The organism is Streptomyces griseus subsp. griseus (genome assembly GCF_003610995.1).
Taxonomy (GTDB): Bacteria; Actinomycetota; Actinomycetes; order Streptomycetales; family Streptomycetaceae; genus Streptomyces.
This window is the reverse complement of the sequence record NZ_CP032543.1, coordinates 5766950-5785455: the sequence shown is the minus strand read 5'-3', so window position 1 is coordinate 5785455 and position 18506 is coordinate 5766950. Positions and strand designations below refer to the sequence as shown.

Below are 18506 nucleotides of genomic sequence, written 5' to 3'. Positions count from 1 at the left end.
CTCATGAACACACCGGCAAGCCGGCCGGAGGGACCCACCCCCAAGACAAGCAATGCGAAACCGTAGCGCTCCGCATACGGCACATTCGCCGCCAACCGGCAACTGACAGCCATCCCGAGAAGAAGTTTCGAAGAAAAGCCACGAGCGGGAACGTTTTCGGCCTGGTTGGATGTTGACCCTGGTACGACAGCTCGTCGAGCTAGAGAAGAGGCGACGTGACTACTGTTCTGACCCCCGCGAGCCCGCTGACCGCAGCAGACCGCTGTGACCGTTGCGGCGCCCAGGCCTATCTGCGCGTCGTCCTGATCAGCGGCGGTGAACTGCTCTTCTGCGCCCACCACGGGCGCAAGTTCGAGCCGGAACTCAAGAAGATCGCCGCGGAAATACAGGATGAGACGGATCGGCTCACCGCCGTACAGGCGACTGCTGCCGACGAGGAACAACACTGACACCTCGCATCCACGACGAGCCAGGGGCCGGTCCAGGACCGGCCGACGGGCGGCACCCCCACCAGGGGGCGCCGCCCGTTCTCGTACGTCGGCGGGTCTGCGGGCCCGCTCAGATACGGCCCTCGGCCCACTTCAGGGCCGCCGAGACCCGGGTGTACACCCCGGGACTGCCCGCGCGCCCGCAGCCGCTCCCCCAGGAGACCAGGCCGATGAGCCGCCCACGGGCCACCAGCGGCCCGCCGCTGTCGCCCTGGCACGCGTCCCGCCCACCGGCCGGGTGGCCCGCACAGAGCATCCCTGAGGCGTCGTACGCGCCTTCCTGGCCGCCCGGGTAGGCCCGGGCGCAGTCGCTGTCCGGCAGGACCTGGACCCGGGCGGAGCGCAGCACGGAGGCGTACGTACCGCTGCCGGTCGTGTCCCCCCACCCGTAGACCGCCGCCGCCGTCCCGGCCCGGTACGCCTCGTCCCCGGCCCGGGCCATCGGGATGACGCTGCCCTGCGGCAGGGCCCGGGCCAGGGTCAGCACCGCGAGGTCCCCGGCGTTGGTGGCGGGGTCGTACGCCGGGTTGACCCAGACGCTCCGGACCGGGATCTCCTGACCGGTCCCGTCACTCAACCGGTCCCTCCCGGCGATGACGCGCAGGTCCCTGACCCGGCTCACCGGTCCGCCGAGCGCCTCTTCACCCAGACAGTGGGCGACCGTCAGGACCTTCGTCGGCGCCACGACGACACCGCCGCAGAACTGCCCGGCGCGCGCCCCGCCGAACCGGTCACGACTGGACAGGGCCACCGCCCAGGGGCTGTCCGCCACGGGGGTGGCCTGCCCGCCGACGACGATGCTGTCGGCGGCGGCCGGGAGCGGCGCGGCGAGCGGCAGCGCGGCGGCTGCCGTCAGGGCGAGGACCCCGGTCAGGGCACGGACGACGGGACGGGGCATGAAGGCTCCTGACACTGAGGTGGAAACGTTTCACCCAGCGTGATCCAGCCCGTCCCCCCGCGCACCCGCGGACACGCCGGAGGGCCCGGATCCCTGGGGATCCGGGCCCTCCGGCGGTGAATCTTCCGCCCTGTGTTCTAGTCCAGGTAGTCGCGCAGGACCTGCGAACGCGACGGGTGACGGAGCTTCGACATCGTCTTCGACTCGATCTGCCGGATGCGCTCACGCGTCACGCCGTAGACCTTGCCGATCTCGTCCAGCGTCTTCGGCTGGCCGTCGGTGAGACCGAAGCGCATCGAGACCACGCCGGCCTCACGCTCGGAGAGCGTGTCCAGGACCGAGTGCAGCTGCTCCTGGAGGAGCGTGAAGCTGACCGCGTCCGCCGGGACGACGGCCTCGGAGTCCTCGATCAGGTCACCGAACTCGCTGTCCCCGTCCTCACCGAGCGGGGTGTGGAGCGAGATCGGCTCACGGCCGTACTTCTGGACCTCGATGACCTTCTCGGGGGTCATGTCGAGCTCCTTGGCCAGCTCCTCCGGGGTGGGCTCACGGCCCAGGTCCTGGAGCATCTGACGCTGCACCCGCGCGAGCTTGTTGATGACCTCGACCATGTGCACCGGGATACGGATGGTGCGGGCCTGGTCGGCCATGGCGCGGGTGATCGCCTGACGGATCCACCAGGTGGCGTACGTGGAGAACTTGTAGCCCTTGGTGTAGTCGAACTTCTCGACCGCGCGGATGAGACCGAGGTTGCCCTCCTGGATCAGGTCCAGGAAGAGCATGCCGCGGCCGGTGTAGCGCTTGGCCAGGGAGACCACCAGGCGGAGGTTGGCCTCCAGGAGGTGGTTCTTGGCGCGGCGGCCGTCCTCGGCGATGATCTCCAGCTCGCGCTTGAGCTTCGGCGCGAGCTTGTCGGCGTTGGCCAGCTTGTCCTCGGCGAAGAGACCTGCCTCGATGCGCTTGGCGAGCTCCACCTCCTGCTCGGCGTTGAGGAGGGGGACCTTGCCGATCTGCTTGAGGTAGTCCTTGACCGGGTCGGCGGTGGCGCCGGCGACGGCGACCTGCTGGGCAGGCGCGTCGTCCTCGTCGTCGTCGGAGAGGACGAAGCCCTTGTTCTCGCCCTCGCCCTCCTCTTCCTCGCCCTTGCCGGCCTTGACCTCTTCGACGGCCTCGTCACCGTCGAGAAGCTCGTCGTCCTGCTTGCCGGACTTCTTCGCCGCTGTCTTCTTGGCCGCCGTCTTCTTCACGGCGGTCTTCTTGGCAGCCGTCTTCTTGGCTGCCGCCTTCTTCGCGGGGGCGGCCGCGACGGCGTCGTCGGCCACCGCGTCCGCGCTCTCGGCCGCCGGGGCGGCGGTGGCCGCGACGGTCCTCGTCACGGTGGTCTTCGCCGCGACAGTCTTGGTGGCGGTGCGCTTGACCGGGCTCTTCGCTGCGACGCTCTTGCGGGCGCGCTTCGGCGACTCCGCGGCACTGACCATCAGCGTCACACCCTCTTCCTCGAGGATCTGGTTGAGGCTGCGCAGAACATTCTTCCACTGGGTTGGCGGAATCTGGTCAGCCTCGAAGGCCCGACGCACGTCATCGCCGGCGATCTGCCCATCAGCCTTTCCCCGCTCGATGAGCGCCATCACAGACTCGGACTCGGCGATCTCCGGCGGGAGCGTACGGGATGTGCTGGCCGACACGAACAACCTCTCGGAACGATGGAAACGGCTTCCGGCCCTGCCCTGGAGAGGGCTGGAGCCGACGACCGCCGACTGGGGATGTCGTCGACGGCGCGGGTTTGGCCTCGGAACTGGACAGCGCGCCCCAGGGCTGCTGTATTCCTTCCGCGGCGGTCACCTCTTAAGTCATCGCGCTGCTTCGAGGAGTGTTACGCCCAATCCGCGTGGCCCGAGTCACACCTCATTCGCGACGAACCGCACCAGGGCAGGCATCCCCTCACAATTGTGCCGCCGGACCCGTGCGGTCCGGCGGCACAGGGCCTGCCCACCCCGGCCGTGAGGGGCGGTCAGTGCTCGCGCGGCGCGGGAACGACACGCTCCACGTCGGGGTGGACGACGAGCAGTTGGCGCATGGCCGTCTCGGCCCCCGTGGAGTCGCCGGACGCCAGGGCGTCGACGATGCGCGCGTGGTGGCCGAGCGAGGCCTCGCCCGGGCGGTCACAGCCGGTGACCGGGCCGCCGGAGACGTGAAGGGCGGCCGAGACGATGCCGGAGAGGTGCTCGAGCATCCGGTTGCCCGCGGCCTGGATGAGCAGGGCGTGGAACTCGGCGTCGGCGCGGGAGAAGGTGATCGCGTCCCCCTGCCCCATTGCGTGACCCATGATCTCCACCATGTCACCGAGGCGCTGCTGAAGATCCTCCCGGCCGTGGCCGGCGGCGAGGCGGGCGGCGAGGGGTTCGATGGTCCAGCGGAGCTCGGCCAGCTCACGGCGCTGGTCGTCGCGCTGCGGGCCGAAGGCTCGCCACTCGATGATGTCGGGGTCCAACAGGTTCCAGTCGCTGACCGGGCGGACCCGCGTACCCACATTGGGGCGCGCGCTGACGAGCCCCTTGGCCTCCAGGACGCGCAGCGACTCGCGTACGACGGTGCGGGAGACCTCGAAGCGCTGGCCGATCTCCTCGGGAACGAGGGGGCGGTCCGCGCCGAGGTCGCCGGAGACGATCATCTGGCCCAGCTGCTGGACGAGTTGACCGTGCAGGCCGCGACCGCGGCTGGCCGCTCCCCGTCGGCTCGCCCGCCCCAACTCGGAATCGGAACCGCCCCAGGGCCGCGCCGCGGCGCGCTCGCCGGCCGGCGCCTGCGTATAGGGATAGCGATCGAGTTCGCCCGGGCCGGCCAGGCCGGAATCGGCGGAGCGGGCGGCGGTCATCATGGTGTGCGCAAGGGTACTCACGCATCCTTTGTCGGCGCGGCTCGTCCACCCCTTGAGGTCTTTGGTGAAAAGCACACGAAAGGGTGATCGGCGCCCACGCCGCAATTGACGCCATATGCGCATGAACCAGGCATTCTCTAGGGAGTTACGGGCTCCTCGCCTCCACGCCGGACCAGAGTGATCACCAACGCACCTTTCCGCGAAGGCTGGTGAGCAGATACGCACAGATCAAGGCCGACAACGACAGGGTGAGCGCGGCGCCCACGGGCTGTGCCACCACGCGCGCCACGGCCAGGACCCAGCGGTCCGCCTCCTGCGGCAGCTGCCACCAGGCCAGTTCGCGCAGCCTCGCCGGAAGCCCGGTGACCGAACGCGCGGACGGGGCCTCGAACACCTTCTGCACCAGCGGAACCACCAGCACCGGAACGGCCAGTACGGCGGCGATCCCGGCCCCGGCCACCCGGAAGACCCCCGCCGCCAGCAGCCCGGCCCAGGCGCAGCCGACCGTCAGGCACGCCCAACTCGCGGCGAGCACGAAGGCGTTGGCGGGGACGGTGAGCAACTCGGGTCCGTAGAAGAGGCGGAGGCTCTGCGCCCCGCAGGCGACGGTGAGGGCGGCCAGCAGGAGGGCGAACCCCGCGGTCACCATCAGCTTGGCCAGCAGCAGGCCGATCCGCCGGGGCACGGTGCCGCGTCCGGCGGCGAGCGCGGGATAGCGGAACTCGTCGCCGAAGGAGAGGGCGCCCAGAATGCCCGCGCCCAAGGCTGCGGGCGGCAACGGCAGCAGCTCGGGCCAGGCGGCGAGCGAGCGCGGAAGGGGTGTGCCCCCGGTGCGCGCCAGCAGGACGGAGAGCGCGGCGGAGACCAGCAGCACGGACGCCATGATCATGGTCGTCGTCCGGACGCCGAGGGAGCGCCGCAGTTCGTACCGGAGCGGGCGCAGGGGACCACGGGCGGGGCGGGCCCGGATCGGTGGCGGGAGTTCGGAGAGGGCCGCGGCGGAGGGCTGACGGGCCTCGCCGGTGTCCGGCGGTGGGGCGGCGGGACCGGTGTCGCCGATCTCGTCGGCGAGTTGGTGGACGGGGACGCCGTGCCGGAACGCGGTGTCCCCGACCTCGGCGCAGGTGGAGCCGTACACGGTCAGCCGGCCGTTCGGCTCGGGGACCACCTCGACGGAGCGCTGTGCGGCCCGCGCCTCCCGGCTGACGACGGCGGCCAGCCGGGCCGCGTGCGGGGTGCGGACGGCGACGCGGGGGCGGAGCCGGGTGCGGGCGAAGTCGGCGACCTCCTGATCCGCGACGAGGCGTCCGCCGTCGACGGTGACGACACGATCGGCCGTGCGGGCGGCCTCCTTGGGGTCGGCGGTGGCGTACAGAACCGTTCCGCCCTGGGCCGCGTGGGCGCGCAGCAGCCCGTACAACCAGCTGTTCTCGCGCGGGGAGAGGCCCTCGGCGGGTTCGTCCAGGACGAGGGTGTGCGGGTCGCCGAGCAGGGCGGAGGCGAGGCCGAGCCGCCGGTCCATCCCCACCGAGAGGGCACCGAGGCGCTGGTCCCCGAGCCCGGCGAGGCCCACGACTTCGAGCATCTCGTCGGCCCGGGCCACCGGCGTCCCGGCGGCCGCGCACAGCATCCGGAGCTGCCCGCGGGCCGTACGGGAGGGGTGCCCCGGTACGTCACCGAGCAGCACGCCCACCTCACGCGCCGGGTGGGGGATGCGGTGCAGCGGCCTGCCCCGGAAGTAGGCGACGCCCCGGCCGGAGTCGAGTTCGAGCATCAGCCGCAGGGCCGCGGTCTTGCCCGAGCCGGGGGCACCAAGGAGGGCGGTGACACGGCCGGGCGGGGCCTCGAAGGTGAGGTCGTCCACGGCGGGCGGAGCGTCGCGACGGGGGGTGCTGGTGAGTCCGATGGCCTGGAGCATCGCTTCTCTCGCGTTCTCTCACGGAAGGTGAGACCGCTCGGCGGCTGAGGGGTACCGCAGCAACATAACGCGACATTTCCGACTTTTCGTGCAGCAGTGTGCCCGCGGGTGTTCCGCACTCCCCGGGCCGCCGAAAGCCCCGCCGTCAGACCTCCGGCCGCAGCATCGGCGGATTGAGCACCGTGGCCGCCCCGGCCCGGAACAGCTGTGCGGGCCGGCCGCCCTGCCGCGTGGTGGTCCCGCCGGAGGGCACCAGGAATCCGGGGGTGCCGGTGACCTTGCGGTGGAAGTTACGGGGGTCGAGGACCACGCCCCACACCGCCTCGTACACCCGGCGCAGCTCCCCGACCGTGAACTCCGGCGGGCAGAACGCCGTGGCCAGCGAGGAGTATTCGATCTTGGAGCGGGCGCGCTCCACCCCGTCGGCCAGGATCCGCGCGTGGTCGAAGGCGAGCGGTGTCGCCTGCTCGCCCTCCCTGAGCAGATCCTCGACGGGCGCCCAGCGCGCACTGTGGGCGTCTCCGCCGGCCCGGGGCGCGGGCAGATCCGGCGCGAGGGCGAGGTGTGCGACGCTGACCACACGCATCCTCGGGTCCCGCGCCGGGTCCCCGTAGGTGGCCAGCTGTTCGAGGTGCGCCCCGTTGCCCACGGCGGGCTTGGCCGGATCATGGGCGCACAGCCCCGTCTCCTCGACGAGCTCGCGCGCCGCCGCGGAGCCGAGGTCCTCGTCGGCCCTGACGAAGCCGCCGGGCAGCGCCCACCGGCCCTGGAACGGGGTTTCCCCTCGGCGGACCACCAGCGCGCAGAGCGCGTGGCGGCGCACCGTGAGCACGACCAGGTCCACGGTGACGGCGAAGGGAGGGAAGGTCGACGGGTCGTAGGGCGGCATGCCGTGATCATAGTCGTCTGCCTGACGATAAACACTCCCTTCGGTACTCCGGTGATCAGGGAATCCCGTGTGCGGCCTGATCCGGCCGCACCCGTCGAGACGTCGACGGGCTCCGCCCCCGAGCGGTGCCCTCGGGAGGGCGATGGGCCCGCCCGGCCCACCACGCGGACGACGAACCCACCCGGCCCACCACGTTGCCGGGCTCCACCCCGAGCGGTGCGTCGGCCGGACGACGAACCCGCCCGACGCGCCGTGTTGACGGGCTCCACCCCGAGCGGGCCGTCGGGGCGGACGACGAAACCCGCCCGGCCCACCACATTCATGAGCTCCACCCCGAGCGGTGCCGTCGGGAGGGCGGTGGGCCCGCCCGGCGCACCCGGCCTCAGCGACGCGTCCCGGTGCCCCGCCTGCCGTACCGCCGGACGTCCCGCATCCGGCGCCCGGCCACCATCGACCCCGGCCGGGCGGTGCCGGGCGTCGGTGTCCTCCCCCCGGCGTCCGTCACCCGGTGGCCGCTCCCGCGCCGCCGCACGCGGGTCGCGGCCGGCCTGGCCCTGCCGACGTGCGGGCCAGGCCCCTTGCCCGCCACGGCCTCCGTCGACGCCCCGGTCTCCTCGCCGCCCACCGCCTCCGGCTCTCCACCAACGCTGCCGCCGTCACCCCGGAGACAGCGGCGCAGGGTCTCCGGATCCAGCCCCTCGTTGCACGCCCGGTGGAGCAGCTGCGCGAATGTGTACTCCGGGTCCGCCCGGAGCGCCATGGCCAACGCGACCCGGGCGCCGGGCTCGTCACCGATGGACCAGCAGACCCAGCCCGCCAGGGTCAACGGGGCTGCCGCGTGCTCGGCGTACGGCCCGACGCAGCGACGCGCCAGCGTCCGCCACAGCCTCAGCGCGCGGTGGCCGTCGGGGCCCTCCATCCAGACCGCGGCCTTGTCCCGGGTCTCCCGGTCCTGGAGGCCGAGGATGACGGCGGCGGCCTCGTCCTCGGTGATCAGCTGGTCGTCCCCGAAGTCGGAGACCGCTTCCGGAGCGGGCCGCGTCCGGCCGAGGCGCCCCATGAGTGTGCGGGCGAGCACGAGGGTCTCCCGCGCCACCTGGGCCTTCGCCCGCTCGTCCAGGATCCGGGGCACCAACGACGGCGCGGCCCGGTCCAGCGCCTGCAACTGTGCGTAGGCCTCGTCCGGCGCCTGCCAGGGAGCGAGCCGCGCCTCCATGTCGCGCAGCGTCCCGCGCACCTGGATCCCCGCGTAGGCAGCGGCGGCGGCCATCACCGTCGTACCGGGCATGGCCAGGGGGCTTCCCTCGGGCGGGCAGCACCGGCTGTCGGGGCAGCAGTAGGACCAGTAGCGGCCGTCGGAGATGCAGAGCGCTTCGAGCACGGGCACGTCGAGGGCTCCGCACGCGGTGCGCAGGTGCTGGGCGAGGGGCCGCAGGCGCTCCATGGCCGGGCGGCCGCTCCTGCCGTCCGGGGAGTCCTGGCAGAGGAAGATCAGGATCGCGTCGGGCCGCCCGCCGCGACGCTCGCTCCCCGTGATCAGGCTCTCCGCGAGATGCTCGGCGACCGGCCCCCATTCACCGGGCGCCTGCGGGATGCCGACCCGGAGCCGGCCGCCGAACCGGCCCTGACCGCCGTGCAGCGCCACCATCACGACGCTGTCGTCGGGGTGGAAACCCATCAGATACGGGAGGGCGTCGGCCAGTTCGGCGGGGCCGCGCAGGGTGATCTGGCGGCCGTCGGCCGGGCCGGTGGATTCGTGGTGCTTGTTCATGACTCGAAGGTCCCGTGTGCCGCCGGATCCCGCGACCCCTGTGGATAACGTTATCCACAGGCTCGCCCCGCCGTTCGCGGTTTGTGGGCGTCATCGGGTTGCATGGGGGGATGACCAACGCAGACCGTGCAGCACTCAGGGCTTCGGCCGACTCCGTCCTCGCCCGCCTCGTCGGGGATGCCACGGGTGAGGCCAGGCTGCGTGAGGACCAGTGGGTGGCGATCGAGGCGCTCGTCGCCGACAAGCGCCGGGCGCTGGTCGTGCAGCGCACCGGATGGGGCAAGTCGGCGGTCTACTTCGTGGCGACCTCGCTGCTGCGCGCGCAGGGCAGCGGCCCGACCGTGATCGTCTCACCGCTGCTGGCGCTGATGCGCAACCAGGTCGCGGCGGCCGCGCGGGCGGGGATCAGCGCCCGCACGATCAACTCCTCCAACACGGAGGAGTGGGAGACCGTCCAGGCCGAGGTGGCGGCCGGTGAGGTCGACGTCCTGCTCGTCTCGCCGGAGCGGCTCAACAATCCCGACTTCCGGGACCAGGTGCTGCCCCGGCTCGCCGCAGCGACCGGGCTTCTGGTGGTCGACGAGGCCCACTGCATCTCCGACTGGGGCCACGACTTCCGGCCGGACTACCGGCGGCTGCGAACCATGCTCGCCGATCTTCCCGCCGGTGTTCCGGTGCTGGCCACCACCGCCACGGCGAACGCCCGGGTGACGGCCGACGTCGCGGAGCAGCTGGGCACGGGAGCGGGTACGGACGCGCTGGTCCTGCGCGGTCCGCTGGACCGGGAGAGCCTGAGCCTCGGCGTGCTCCAACTGCCGAACGCGGCGCACCGGCTGGCCTGGCTGGGCGACCATCTCGGCGAGCTGCCCGGCTCCGGGATCATCTACACACTGACGGTCGCGGCGGCCGAGGAGGTCACGGCCTACCTCCGCCAGAACGGCCACCCGGTCACGTCCTACACCGGGCGGACCGAGAACGCGGACCGGCAGCAGGCGGAGGACGATCTGCTGGCCAACCGGGTCAAGGCGCTGGTCGCCACCTCCGCGCTGGGCATGGGGTTCGACAAGCCCGACCTCGGCTTCGTCGTGCACCTGGGCTCGCCCTCCTCCCCCATCGCGTACTACCAGCAGGTCGGGCGCGCGGGACGCGGGGTGGAGCATGCCGAGGTGCTGCTGCTCCCCGGCAAGGAGGACGAGGCGATCTGGCAGTATTTCGCCTCGGTCGCCTTCCCGCCCGAGGAGCAGGTGCGCCGCACCCTGGACGTCCTGGCCGGATCGGAGCGGCCGCTCTCCCTGCCCGCGCTGGAGCCCCTGGTCGATCTGCGACGGACCCGGCTGGAGACGATGCTCAAGGTGCTGGACGTCGACGGGGCGGTGAAGCGGGTCAAGGGCGGCTGGATCTCCACCGGCGAACCATGGGTCTACGACTCCGAGCGCTATGCCTGGGTCGCCCGGCAGCGGGCCGCCGAGCAGCAGGCCATGCGGGACTACGCCACCACGACGGCGTGCCGGATGGAGTTCCTGCGGCTGCGCCTCGACGACGAGGAGGCCACCGCGTGCGGGCGCTGTGACAACTGCGCGGGCGCCCGCTTCGACGACAAGGTCTCCACCGCCGCCCTGGACGGCGCCCGCAGCGAGCTGGGCCGGCCGGGCGTGGAGGTGGCGCCCCGCAAGATGTGGCCCACCGGTCTCTCCGCCGTCGGCGTCGACCTCAAGGGGCGTATCCCCGCCGCTGAACTCTCCTCCTCCGGACGGGCGCTGGGCCGCCTCTCCGACATCGGCTGGGGCAACCGGCTGCGCCCTATGCTGGCGGCGCAGGCACCGGACGCACCGGTTCCGGGCGATGTCACGGACGCCGTGGTGACCGTGCTCGCGGACTGGGCCAAGGGCCCCGGTGGCTGGGCCTCCGGCACACCCGACGCGGCTCCCCGGCCGGTCGGCGTGGTCACCGTCGCCTCCCGCCGCAGGCCTCAGCTGGTGGGCTCCCTGGGCCGAAGCATCGCCGAGATCGGCCGGATGCCGCTGCTCGGGACGGTGACGTACGCGCCGGGCACCGAGGATCTGACGATGTCGCAGACCAACAGCGCACAGCGGGTACGGGCCCTGCACGAGGCCCTCGTCGTCGGGCCGGAGCTGGCGGAGGCCCTGCGGTCCGCCGGTGGTCCGGTCCTGCTCGTGGACGATCTGTCGGACACCGGCTGGACGCTGGCCGTCGCCGCGCGGCTGCTACGCCGGGCCGGAGCCCAGGGAGTGTGTCCGCTGGTCCTCGCGGTTCAGGGGTGACAGCAGGCGTCATCCGGCCGGGGCTGGGCAGGGATATCAGTAGCATTCCGGCCGATACCCGTCAGCGTCGCCAATTGCTCGTTGCCGCCCGCCGGTACGCCAGGAAGAATTGGGGTTGCTCCCCGCACAGTTCTCGTCGGGCCCGGAAGGGCTGTGCCGTGGCGCGCCCTCACTCCACCCTGCCCGCACCATGGGCGCGTAGCGAAGGGAGGACCATGACCTTCGGATTCGCCCCGTCCTCAGCCACTTCGATATCGGCGTTCTCGACCCCACCGGGTTCCGCGGACTCCGTCAACCGCCTTGCCCGGCTGCTCGAACCCGCCGAGTGGGCCTCGGCGGGCATACCGCTGCTGCGCAGCCCCCGGGAGGTCGTCAGCGGGCTGCACTCCCGGCACCGGCCGACGCCCTCCACCGCCGTCGTCGCGGTCCTCGACCATGAGGAGCGGCTCACGGCGAGCGCCTCGTTCGCCCGACGGGACACTGCGGCGGCAGACGGCTGGGAGTTCCGCAATGCCCTGCTGGCGCAGCTGCGCCGCGTCATCCCGCACGATCTGCGCCGCCGTACCCCGGTGCGCACGGCCGTGCTGCTCTACTGCCGTGACGGCGACGAACGGTGGACCGAGGAGGACGGCGCGTGGATGTGGGGGCTGCGGGACGCCTGCACCCTGCACGGACTGCGGTGCGGTGCGTACATCACGCTGACCCGCGGGGGCTGGCAGGTGCTCGGCGAAGGGCGGGGCGGGCGGCGGCCCAACTCCCTCTCGGAGCCGGCCCCGCTGGCCGACCTCGTCTCCGATCAGCTGCCCGCGCTGACGCGGACCGGTGGCGGGTCCGCCCAGGCCCTGCGCCGCTCGGCTGCCCGGTGAACCACCACTGAGACTGCGGGAGCCCCGGCCGCCCTCATGGGCGGCCGGGGCTCCTGTGTACCACCGGTGCGACGGTTCAGACGCCCGCGCCGAGTGCGGAGTTGATCGTCTGCGGGTCCCCGCAGACGATCAGCAGCGCGGCGGCACGGTCACGTGCGACGGGCAGCGCACGGGCCACGGTCCCACCGGCGTCGCCGTTGACCGCGACGACGACCACGGGCCGGGGCTTGGCCCGGTCGACGGCGGTGGCGTCGGCGAAGAAGACGTCGTCGCCGGCGTCCTGCTGGGCCCAGTACGCGGCCTCGCCGAAGGACAGCTCGTGGGCGGCCCACGGGTGCTGCTCACCGGTGGTGAGCACCAGGATGTCGCCCGGCGCACGGCCGGAGTCGAGCAGGAGGTCGACCGCTTCCTCGGCCGCGTCGAGGGCTCCCCCGGCCGGGGCCGGGACCAGCTGGAGCTGCGGCGCGGAACGATTCTCCGGCCGGCCCGGAGCGCTCCTGGGCGCCGCGGGCGCGGGTACGGGTGCGGGGTGGGCGCGCTGTGCCGGAGGCGTGGGGCGCGCGGGGCCGGGGCCAGGGCGGCCGGGACGCGGCGTGGCCGCGGAACGCGGACCTGGTACGGGACGGGGGGTCGGCGCGGTACGGCCGGCGGCCGGGGTGACGCGGGGACCCTGGGCACTCTCGTGAATCTGAGGCTCCTGGAGGAAGAGAGAGGCAGGAAGGTGGTTGGTCGTGGGGCCGACGTGATCGGTCGGCATCGCTGGTGGGCGCCTGCGCGCGATCAGAATTCGAAGCCGAGCTGGCCCCCGCTTTCGAGTGCGGCCGCCTCGGCGGAGAAACGGACCTTCTTCAGGTGCTGCCACCGGGGCAGCGCGTCCAGGTACGCCCAGGAGAGGCGGTGGTGGGGCGTGGGCCCCCGCTCCTCCAGTGCGGCCCGGTGCACCGGCGAGGGATATCCCGCGTTGGCACCGAAGGCGAAGTCCGTGTACTCCTCGGAATCCCCGCCCAGTTCGGCCATCATCCGGTCGCGGTGCACCTTGGCGATGACCGAGGCGGCAGCCACCGCGATGCAGGACTGGTCGCCCTTGATGACCGTACGGACCTTCCAGGGGGCGCCCAGGTAGTCGTGCTTGCCGTCGAGTATCACCGCGTCGGGCCGCACCGGCAGCCCCTCCAGGGCGCGTACTGCGGCGAGCCGGAGCGCCGCGGTCATGCCGAGGTCGTCGATCTCCTGCGGGGAGGCGTGCCCCAGGGCGTGGGCGGTGACCCAGCGCTCCAGCACGGGGGCGAGCGCGGCACGCCGCAGGGGCGTCAACAGCTTGGAATCGGTGAGGCCTTCGGGCGGCCGGCGCAGGCCGGTGACCGCGGCACACACGGTGACGGGTCCGGCCCACGCCCCGCGTCCGACCTCGTCGACACCGGCTACGGTCCTGGCACCGGTGGTAGCGCGAAGCGAGCGCTCGACGGTGTGCGTGGGTGGTTCGTACGGCATGGCGCCAGTCAGCGTACGCCGAGAGCGACAGCGGCGACACCCCGGGGCGCCGTGCACACCGAGATTCGGCCGACGGGCGCCGGGCCGGGGTGGGATCAGTACGGGTCGTAGTCGTCGTGGCCCTGCTCGTAGCCGTCCCGCTCGCCCTCGCGTACGCCGTCGGTGCCCAGCGCGTAGCAGGAGCGGCGTTCGGTGGTCGCGGGGCGCTTGCGGAGGATCTCCTCGGCCCGGGCCTCGCCCCAGCTCGTCGCGTACCAGGGGGAGTCGGTGTTCCGCAGTTCACCCTGGATGACCCGCAGCGCACAGGAGCGCTGGGGTTCCGGCAGCTTGTCCAGGGCCGGTACGGCGTCGGCGGAGAGGTCCTTGAGGTAGTCGAGGTCGATCGGCCTGCGGCCCTCGAAGCGGTGGACGTTCTGCTCGGCGACGACCGCGTCCGGGGATACCAGCCCGAAGGCCAGCACGGCCGCCCCGGCGCTGACCGCGATCGCGCGCGGCAGGAACCGGGCGCCGAAGACCCCGGCGGCCAGGATCAGGACGATCACGACGCCGAGCCAGAGCTCCATCGCGGCGACGGAGATCCGCAGCCGGGTCAGCCCGTACTCCGCGACGTACAGGTCCATGCGGCGCAGCGCCGAGGCGACGACGACCAGGGTGAGGACGCAGAGGGGGCCCAGCACGGCGCGCACCAGCGTCCGGTCCCTGCTGCCGCCGCGCGGCGCCCAGCGCAGGGCCAGGGCGATGACGAGGAGGGTGAGCAGGGTGGCCCAGAGCAGCTGCCAGAAGCCCTGGCGTGCGTAGTCGGCGTGGTTGAGCCCGGTCTCCTCGTGCGCCTTGTCGTAGCCGCCGAGGAGGACGACGAGCTGGAGGGTGATGAACGCGGCGAAGAGCAGGTCGAGGACGATGAGCGGAAGCGCCCACTCCGTACGTCCTCGGGGCTTGCCCGCCTTGACGGTGAGCCCGTCCCAGCGCACGGGGGCGGCGGCGGTGCGGGCCGCGGCCAGGGCACCGACCAGTCCCACGAGGAAGAGGAACGTCCGCAAGGGGCCGTCGACGATCGTCACATCGGGGGTGAGCCGGCCCAGCAGGTCGGCGAAGTTGGCGTCGGCGCCGGCGAAGAGCGTACCGAACACCACCAGGAGCCCGAGCGCCACGGCCGTGGTGCGTACGGCGGCGCCCCAGCGCCCCCGGGAACCGTCGGCCCGCTCCCGCAGCCCGCGCCAGCCCCACCGGATCCCCGGCACGACCGAGTCCAGGGTGCCCACGGAACCCATCAGCACACCGAGCCAGCTCCGGCTGCCGTGCAGCGCGAGCGAGCCCAGCGCGAAGGCCGACACGACCGCCAGGAAGGTCGGCCACCCCGCGTCGCGGAGGGCGGGTACCGCGAGCAGGGCGAGGCCGCCGACGGCCCAGGTGGCGGTCCAGGGCCGCGGCCGGCGGCCCGCCGCGCGCGCGGCGAAGGCGGCGGCCAGGGCGGCCGGTACGGCGACGATCAGGAGGTTCACGCCGAGGCCGTCGCCGAGCAGGAGCGCGCTGAGTACGGCGGTGGCCAGGGCCGCCCAGAGGACGGCGGGCCGGATCAGGGGCGGCGCGGCGGGACGGAGCTTGGCCATCGCGCCGGGGCGGCTGATGGGCGGCTGCCAGGGGCGGCCTGGCTGCCAGGTCTGCTGCGCGCCGTGGGCCCGCTGCCGCTGGGCGTGAAGGTAGGCGGGGGTGGCGGGCGGCCGGTCGCCCGGGGTCGCGTAGAGGCCGGGCTGCGGATCTGGCGGGAGGGGCGCGGCCGGGGCCGCCGTCTCCGTGGCCGGTGCGGTCCGCTCGGCGGACGGCTGCGGTGACGGTGACGGTTGCGGTGACGACTGCGACTCCCGAGTCGGCGAGCTGTCGGCCGGCGCGGCTGACGCGTTGGACGCATGGGACGTCGTGGACGCCTTCGACGGCTCTGAAGGCTCAGACGGCTCAGACGGCTCTGGCGGCCCGGACTCCGTGGACGGTCGGTCGGACATGAGACCCCTCCCCCGACCGGGCCCCCGCGCGGCCCAGGGCGGCGCGGGATCCCGGCATCTCATTCGGCGCACGCCCACGGAGATCGACCTGTGAAGATCAAACAGAGGCGGCGTGGCCGAAAGAGTAGTCCCGAACCCATGTTCGCGAACACTCAGAGTGAGGGCTGTGGCAGGACCGTGACAGTCCCCCGACACACCGTCAGTGGTGCGCCGGGAGCAGCCAGCCGGGGGGTTCCTCCGTCTGCGCCAGCCAGTCGGCGGGCGGCGCCCCGGCCGTACCCGCGGCGACCACTCCCCCGACGATCGCGCAGGTCGTGTCGACGTCTCCGCCCGCCTGGGCCGTCAGCCAGAACGCCTCCTCGAAGCTCCCGAGGCTCCTGGCCGCCGACCAGAGGGCGAACGGCACGGTGTCATGGGCGCTGGTCCGGCGGCCGTTGCCGAGGACCGCGGCGACCGTTCCGGCGTCCTGGTAGTCCAGCATGTCGCGGGCCCTGCGCAGTCCGGCGCCGACCGCGCTGCGGGGCACCAGCGCGATGACGCCGTCGAGGAGTTCCTCGGGTGTCGGCGGCCCGCTCGGAGCAGCCGCGAGCGAGGCGGCCGCCGCGACGGCCATCGCGCCGACGACGGCCTCACGGTGCTGGTGCGTGGTGTACGAGGAGATCTCGGCCTGGTGCGTGGCCTGCTCCGGGTCGTCCGCGTACCAGGCGCCGAGCGGGGCGATCCGCATCGCCGAACCGTTGCCCCACGACCCCTGCCCCTTGAAGAGCGCCGAGGCCAGCTCGCGCCAGTCGCCGCCCTCCCGCACGAGCCGGAGCAGCCGGCTCACGGCGGGACCGTAGCCCCGGTCGAAGTCGTGGTGTTCGGCGAAGGAGTGCGCGAGCGCGTCCTGGTCGATACGGCCGTATGCGGTGAGCACGGCCAGGACCGAGGAGGCCATCTCGGTGTCGTCGGTCCACTGCCAGGGGCCGGGCGGCAGGACGCGCTGTCTGAGCAGCGGGTAGTTGACCGGGACGAAGAACTGGGAGCCCAGGGCGTCTCCCACGGACAGGCCACGCAGGCTGGCCAGGGCGCGTTCGAAGCGCCGCTCGGAAGCAGGATCAACGGTCATCGCCCTGCCACTCTATCCGGTGCGGCCGTACGGCTCGGGGGTGCGCCAGCGCTGGAAGGGCCGGTCGAGGGTGTAGCGGCCGTTCTCGCCGAGGAGCAGGGTCCGTGTCTCCCCGTTGCCCGGGTTGGACAGCGATTCGAACTCCGCGACCGACCAGTGGAACCAGCGCATGCAGAACAGCCGCATGGTCAGTCCGTGGGTGATCAGCAGGACGTTCTCCGGGTGGTCCGGCTCCTCGAAGCTGCGGTGCAGGCTCTCCAGGAACGCGCCCACCCGGTCGTAGACGTCCGCCCCGGACTCCCCTTGAGCGAAGCGGTAGAAGAAGTGCCCGTACGCGTCCCGGTAGGCCTTCTGGAGCCGTACGTCGTCCCGGTCCTGCCAGTTGCCCCAGTCCTGCTCCCGCAGCCTTGGCTCCTCGCGGACCCGGACCCGGGCGAGGTCGAGGCCGAAGGCGCGGAACGTCTCGTGGGTGCGGCGGTAGGGCGAGATGTAGACGCTCACCCCCTCGTCGCCGAACTGCTCGCGCAGGAGTGCCCCGGTCTCCTCGGCCTGCCGCAGGCCCGTCGCGGTGAGCCGGAGCGCGTGGTCGGGCTCCCGCTCGTACACCGTGTCGTCGGCGTTGCCCTCGGACTCGCCGTGCCGGACGAGGACAATGCGCTGCGGTCGTGCCATGCACCGACCCTAGGCGGTGTCCGGGGTTTCCGCGTGATCCGTATGGATCACACGTGATCCATGGAGACCACGGTCCACGGAGAACACACGCGATCCACAGAGGTCGCACGTGACCCGTATCGCTCCCGTAGATCGGCTCCGTACAGGCGTGCCCGTAGTTCAGACCGTCCAGGACGGTTCCAGCTCCACGACGTCCCCCGTCAGCGCCGCCACATCCGTCTCGGTCTGCGCGCGGGCCGCCAGCCGCTCCGCCCCGTCGGCGCGGTACTTGCCCCGCTCGGCACTCGACTTCCACATCGAGAGCACGAGGAACTCGTTGCCGGGCGCCTCCCCGAAGACCCCGCGCAACATCCCGGGGGAACCGGCCATCGCCGGGTTCCACACCTGTTTCTGCATGAGTACGAAGTGCTCGGCCCGGTCCTCGTGGACGCTGCTGTGCGCGACCCTGACGATGTCCGCGTCGGTGAAGTCGGGCTCGAACCCCGTCTTCACGTCGAACCGGCGCTCGAAGAGCATGACCTGCATGTCACGGAACGTGCCCGTCTGCGCGGACGCCAGCTGGTCGTGGCCACGGGCCGTGAACGAGTCGTAGAAGACGCGGTTCTCCCAGAACGCGAAGACGTGGGCGACGTCGGGGCGTGTTCGGCTCCACCCGCCGCTCTGCCCCCTGAACCCCGGCTCGCCGAGCAGCCCCGCCCACTTCCGCTGTCCTCGCTCGAAACCATGACGGTCCACCACGGAACAGCGAATCCACTTCACCAGCACCGCGCCATCGTACGGGGCGGAACGTGGCACGGGTCACGGTCGTCCGCGGACCAACCGAACCGGACGTTCCGCGAGCGCACCCTCGCCCAGTGGCTCGCGCGGAACGGCTACCCGAGCACGGTGCACGCGCTGGCCCGGGCCGGGGTCCAGCCGCTGCGCACCGCCTACCAGGCACTGATCGAGCGGTACGGCCCCGACGTGGTGGTCCTCGTGGACGGCGGCACGCACATCCTGATGCGCGGTGACGAGTCGGGGCCCGGCACGCCGGAGGAGGATCTCGCCTCGGTCGCGGCGCTCGCCGGGATCCAGGGGCCCGAACGCCTCGTCGTCGCCATCGGTTTCGGGGTCGACGCCCACCACGGGGTGAGCCACGGTGCGGTGCTGGAGAACATCGCCGCGCTCGAACGCGCGGGCGCCTACCTGGGGGCGTTCTCCGTGCCCCGTACAGCGGCCGCCGCTCCGGATCCCCCACTGACCCCG

General features: G+C 72.7%; 15 protein-coding genes and 1 pseudogene. 4 read left to right on the top strand and 12 right to left on the bottom strand.

Annotation, left to right across the window (positions count from 1 at the left end; translation table 11 throughout):
* Positions 1 to 215: 215 nt before the first annotated feature.
* On the top strand, positions 216 to 449 hold the full coding sequence (locus D6270_RS26145) for a DUF7455 domain-containing protein (protein WP_073803639.1): 234 nt from the start codon (positions 216 to 218) through the stop codon (positions 447 to 449).
* 109 nt (positions 450 to 558) lie between these two features.
* Here the strand turns inward: D6270_RS26145 and D6270_RS26140 are convergent, their stop codons facing one another.
* The 6 genes from D6270_RS26140 to D6270_RS26115 all read right to left on the bottom strand — a co-directional run bounded on the left by D6270_RS26140 (position 559) and on the right by D6270_RS26115 (position 8842).
* Complete coding sequence (locus D6270_RS26140; RefSeq protein WP_109163226.1) at positions 559 to 1386, bottom strand: serine protease; 828 nt, start codon at positions 1384 to 1386, stop codon at positions 559 to 561.
* Positions 1387 to 1523: 137 nt separating this feature from the next.
* The gene (locus D6270_RS26135; RefSeq protein WP_018516292.1) at positions 1524 to 3071 is read right to left on the bottom strand and encodes an RNA polymerase sigma factor; all 1548 of its coding nucleotides are present in this window, start codon (positions 3069 to 3071) and stop codon (positions 1524 to 1526) included.
* Between the two features lie 326 nt (positions 3072 to 3397).
* Positions 3398 to 4285: a FadR/GntR family transcriptional regulator gene (locus D6270_RS26130; protein WP_204117051.1), complete on the bottom strand. Its 888-nt coding sequence runs from the start codon at positions 4283 to 4285 to the stop codon at positions 3398 to 3400.
* A 160-nt stretch (positions 4286 to 4445) separates the two neighbouring features.
* The gene (locus D6270_RS26125; RefSeq protein ID WP_109163228.1) at positions 4446 to 6182 is read right to left on the bottom strand and encodes an ABC transporter ATP-binding protein; all 1737 of its coding nucleotides are present in this window, start codon (positions 6180 to 6182) and stop codon (positions 4446 to 4448) included.
* 145 nt (positions 6183 to 6327) lie between these two features.
* Positions 6328 to 7071, bottom strand: coding sequence for an NUDIX hydrolase (locus tag D6270_RS26120; RefSeq protein WP_109163229.1), 744 nt, complete (start codon positions 7069 to 7071; stop codon positions 6328 to 6330).
* Between the two features lie 382 nt (positions 7072 to 7453).
* A complete protein-coding gene (locus D6270_RS26115; RefSeq protein WP_109163230.1) occupies positions 7454 to 8842 on the bottom strand; it encodes a DUF4192 domain-containing protein in 1389 nt (462 codons plus the stop codon).
* A gap of 110 nt (positions 8843 to 8952) precedes the next feature.
* Between D6270_RS26115 and D6270_RS26110 the strand changes: the two genes are divergently transcribed.
* Together D6270_RS26110 and D6270_RS26105 are read left to right on the top strand one after the other, a co-directional pair.
* Positions 8953 to 11124 carry a RecQ family ATP-dependent DNA helicase gene (locus D6270_RS26110; RefSeq protein WP_109163231.1) on the top strand — a complete coding sequence of 724 codons (2172 nt, stop codon included), beginning with the start codon at positions 8953 to 8955 and terminating at the stop codon, positions 11122 to 11124.
* Positions 11125 to 11339: 215 nt separating this feature from the next.
* Complete coding sequence (locus D6270_RS26105) at positions 11340 to 11990, top strand: hypothetical protein (RefSeq protein WP_109163232.1); 651 nt, start codon at positions 11340 to 11342, stop codon at positions 11988 to 11990.
* A gap of 76 nt (positions 11991 to 12066) precedes the next feature.
* Here the strand turns inward: D6270_RS26105 and D6270_RS26100 are convergent, their stop codons facing one another.
* The 6 genes from D6270_RS26100 to D6270_RS26075 all read right to left on the bottom strand — a co-directional run bounded on the left by D6270_RS26100 (position 12067) and on the right by D6270_RS26075 (position 18026).
* Entirely contained in the window at positions 12067 to 12747 is a 681-nt protein-coding gene (locus tag D6270_RS26100) for a hypothetical protein (RefSeq protein ID WP_109163233.1), read from the bottom strand.
* A 23-nt stretch (positions 12748 to 12770) separates the two neighbouring features.
* Positions 12771 to 13481: a ribonuclease HII gene (locus tag D6270_RS26095; protein WP_109163234.1), complete on the bottom strand. Its 711-nt coding sequence runs from the start codon at positions 13479 to 13481 to the stop codon at positions 12771 to 12773.
* A 95-nt stretch (positions 13482 to 13576) separates the two neighbouring features.
* The gene (locus tag D6270_RS26090) at positions 13577 to 15481 is read right to left on the bottom strand and encodes a DUF4153 domain-containing protein (RefSeq protein ID WP_109163235.1); all 1905 of its coding nucleotides are present in this window, start codon (positions 15479 to 15481) and stop codon (positions 13577 to 13579) included.
* Between the two features lie 199 nt (positions 15482 to 15680).
* Positions 15681 to 16589: an ADP-ribosylglycohydrolase family protein gene (locus tag D6270_RS26085; protein WP_109163236.1), complete on the bottom strand. Its 909-nt coding sequence runs from the start codon at positions 16587 to 16589 to the stop codon at positions 15681 to 15683.
* A 12-nt stretch (positions 16590 to 16601) separates the two neighbouring features.
* Positions 16602 to 17261 (bottom strand): histidine phosphatase family protein, encoded by a 660-nt coding sequence (locus D6270_RS26080; RefSeq protein ID WP_109163237.1) that lies wholly within the window; start codon positions 17259 to 17261, stop codon positions 16602 to 16604.
* Between the two features lie 159 nt (positions 17262 to 17420).
* The gene (locus D6270_RS26075) at positions 17421 to 18026 is read right to left on the bottom strand and encodes a YdbC family protein (RefSeq protein ID WP_109163238.1); all 606 of its coding nucleotides are present in this window, start codon (positions 18024 to 18026) and stop codon (positions 17421 to 17423) included.
* A gap of 66 nt (positions 18027 to 18092) precedes the next feature.
* Here D6270_RS26075 and D6270_RS26070 point away from each other — a divergent pair.
* Positions 18093 to 18476: pseudogene (locus D6270_RS26070) on the top strand (DUF1152 domain-containing protein); the annotation flags it as partial.
* Positions 18477 to 18506 lie beyond the last annotated feature (30 nt).

Coding starts and splice junctions, on each gene's coding strand:
- D6270_RS26140 (WP_109163226.1), bottom strand. CDS start 1,386: ATGCCCCGTCCCGTCGTCCGTGCCCTGACCGGGGTCCTCGCCCTGACG.
- D6270_RS26125 (WP_109163228.1), bottom strand. CDS start 6,182: ATGCTCCAGGCCATCGGACTCACCAGCACCCCCCGTCGCGACGCTCCG.
- D6270_RS26120 (WP_109163229.1), bottom strand. CDS start 7,071: ATGCCGCCCTACGACCCGTCGACCTTCCCTCCCTTCGCCGTCACCGTG.
- D6270_RS26115 (WP_109163230.1), bottom strand. CDS start 8,842: ATGAACAAGCACCACGAATCCACCGGCCCGGCCGACGGCCGCCAGATC.
- D6270_RS26110 (WP_109163231.1), top strand. CDS start 8,953: ATGACCAACGCAGACCGTGCAGCACTCAGGGCTTCGGCCGACTCCGTC.
- D6270_RS26105 (WP_109163232.1), top strand. CDS start 11,340: ATGACCTTCGGATTCGCCCCGTCCTCAGCCACTTCGATATCGGCGTTC.
- D6270_RS26100 (WP_109163233.1), bottom strand. CDS start 12,747: ATGCCGACCGATCACGTCGGCCCCACGACCAACCACCTTCCTGCCTCT.
- D6270_RS26095 (WP_109163234.1), bottom strand. CDS start 13,481: ATGCCGTACGAACCACCCACGCACACCGTCGAGCGCTCGCTTCGCGCT.
- D6270_RS26090 (WP_109163235.1), bottom strand. CDS start 15,481: ATGTCCGACCGACCGTCCACGGAGTCCGGGCCGCCAGAGCCGTCTGAG.
- D6270_RS26085 (WP_109163236.1), bottom strand. CDS start 16,589: ATGACCGTTGATCCTGCTTCCGAGCGGCGCTTCGAACGCGCCCTGGCC.
- D6270_RS26080 (WP_109163237.1), bottom strand. CDS start 17,261: ATGGCACGACCGCAGCGCATTGTCCTCGTCCGGCACGGCGAGTCCGAG.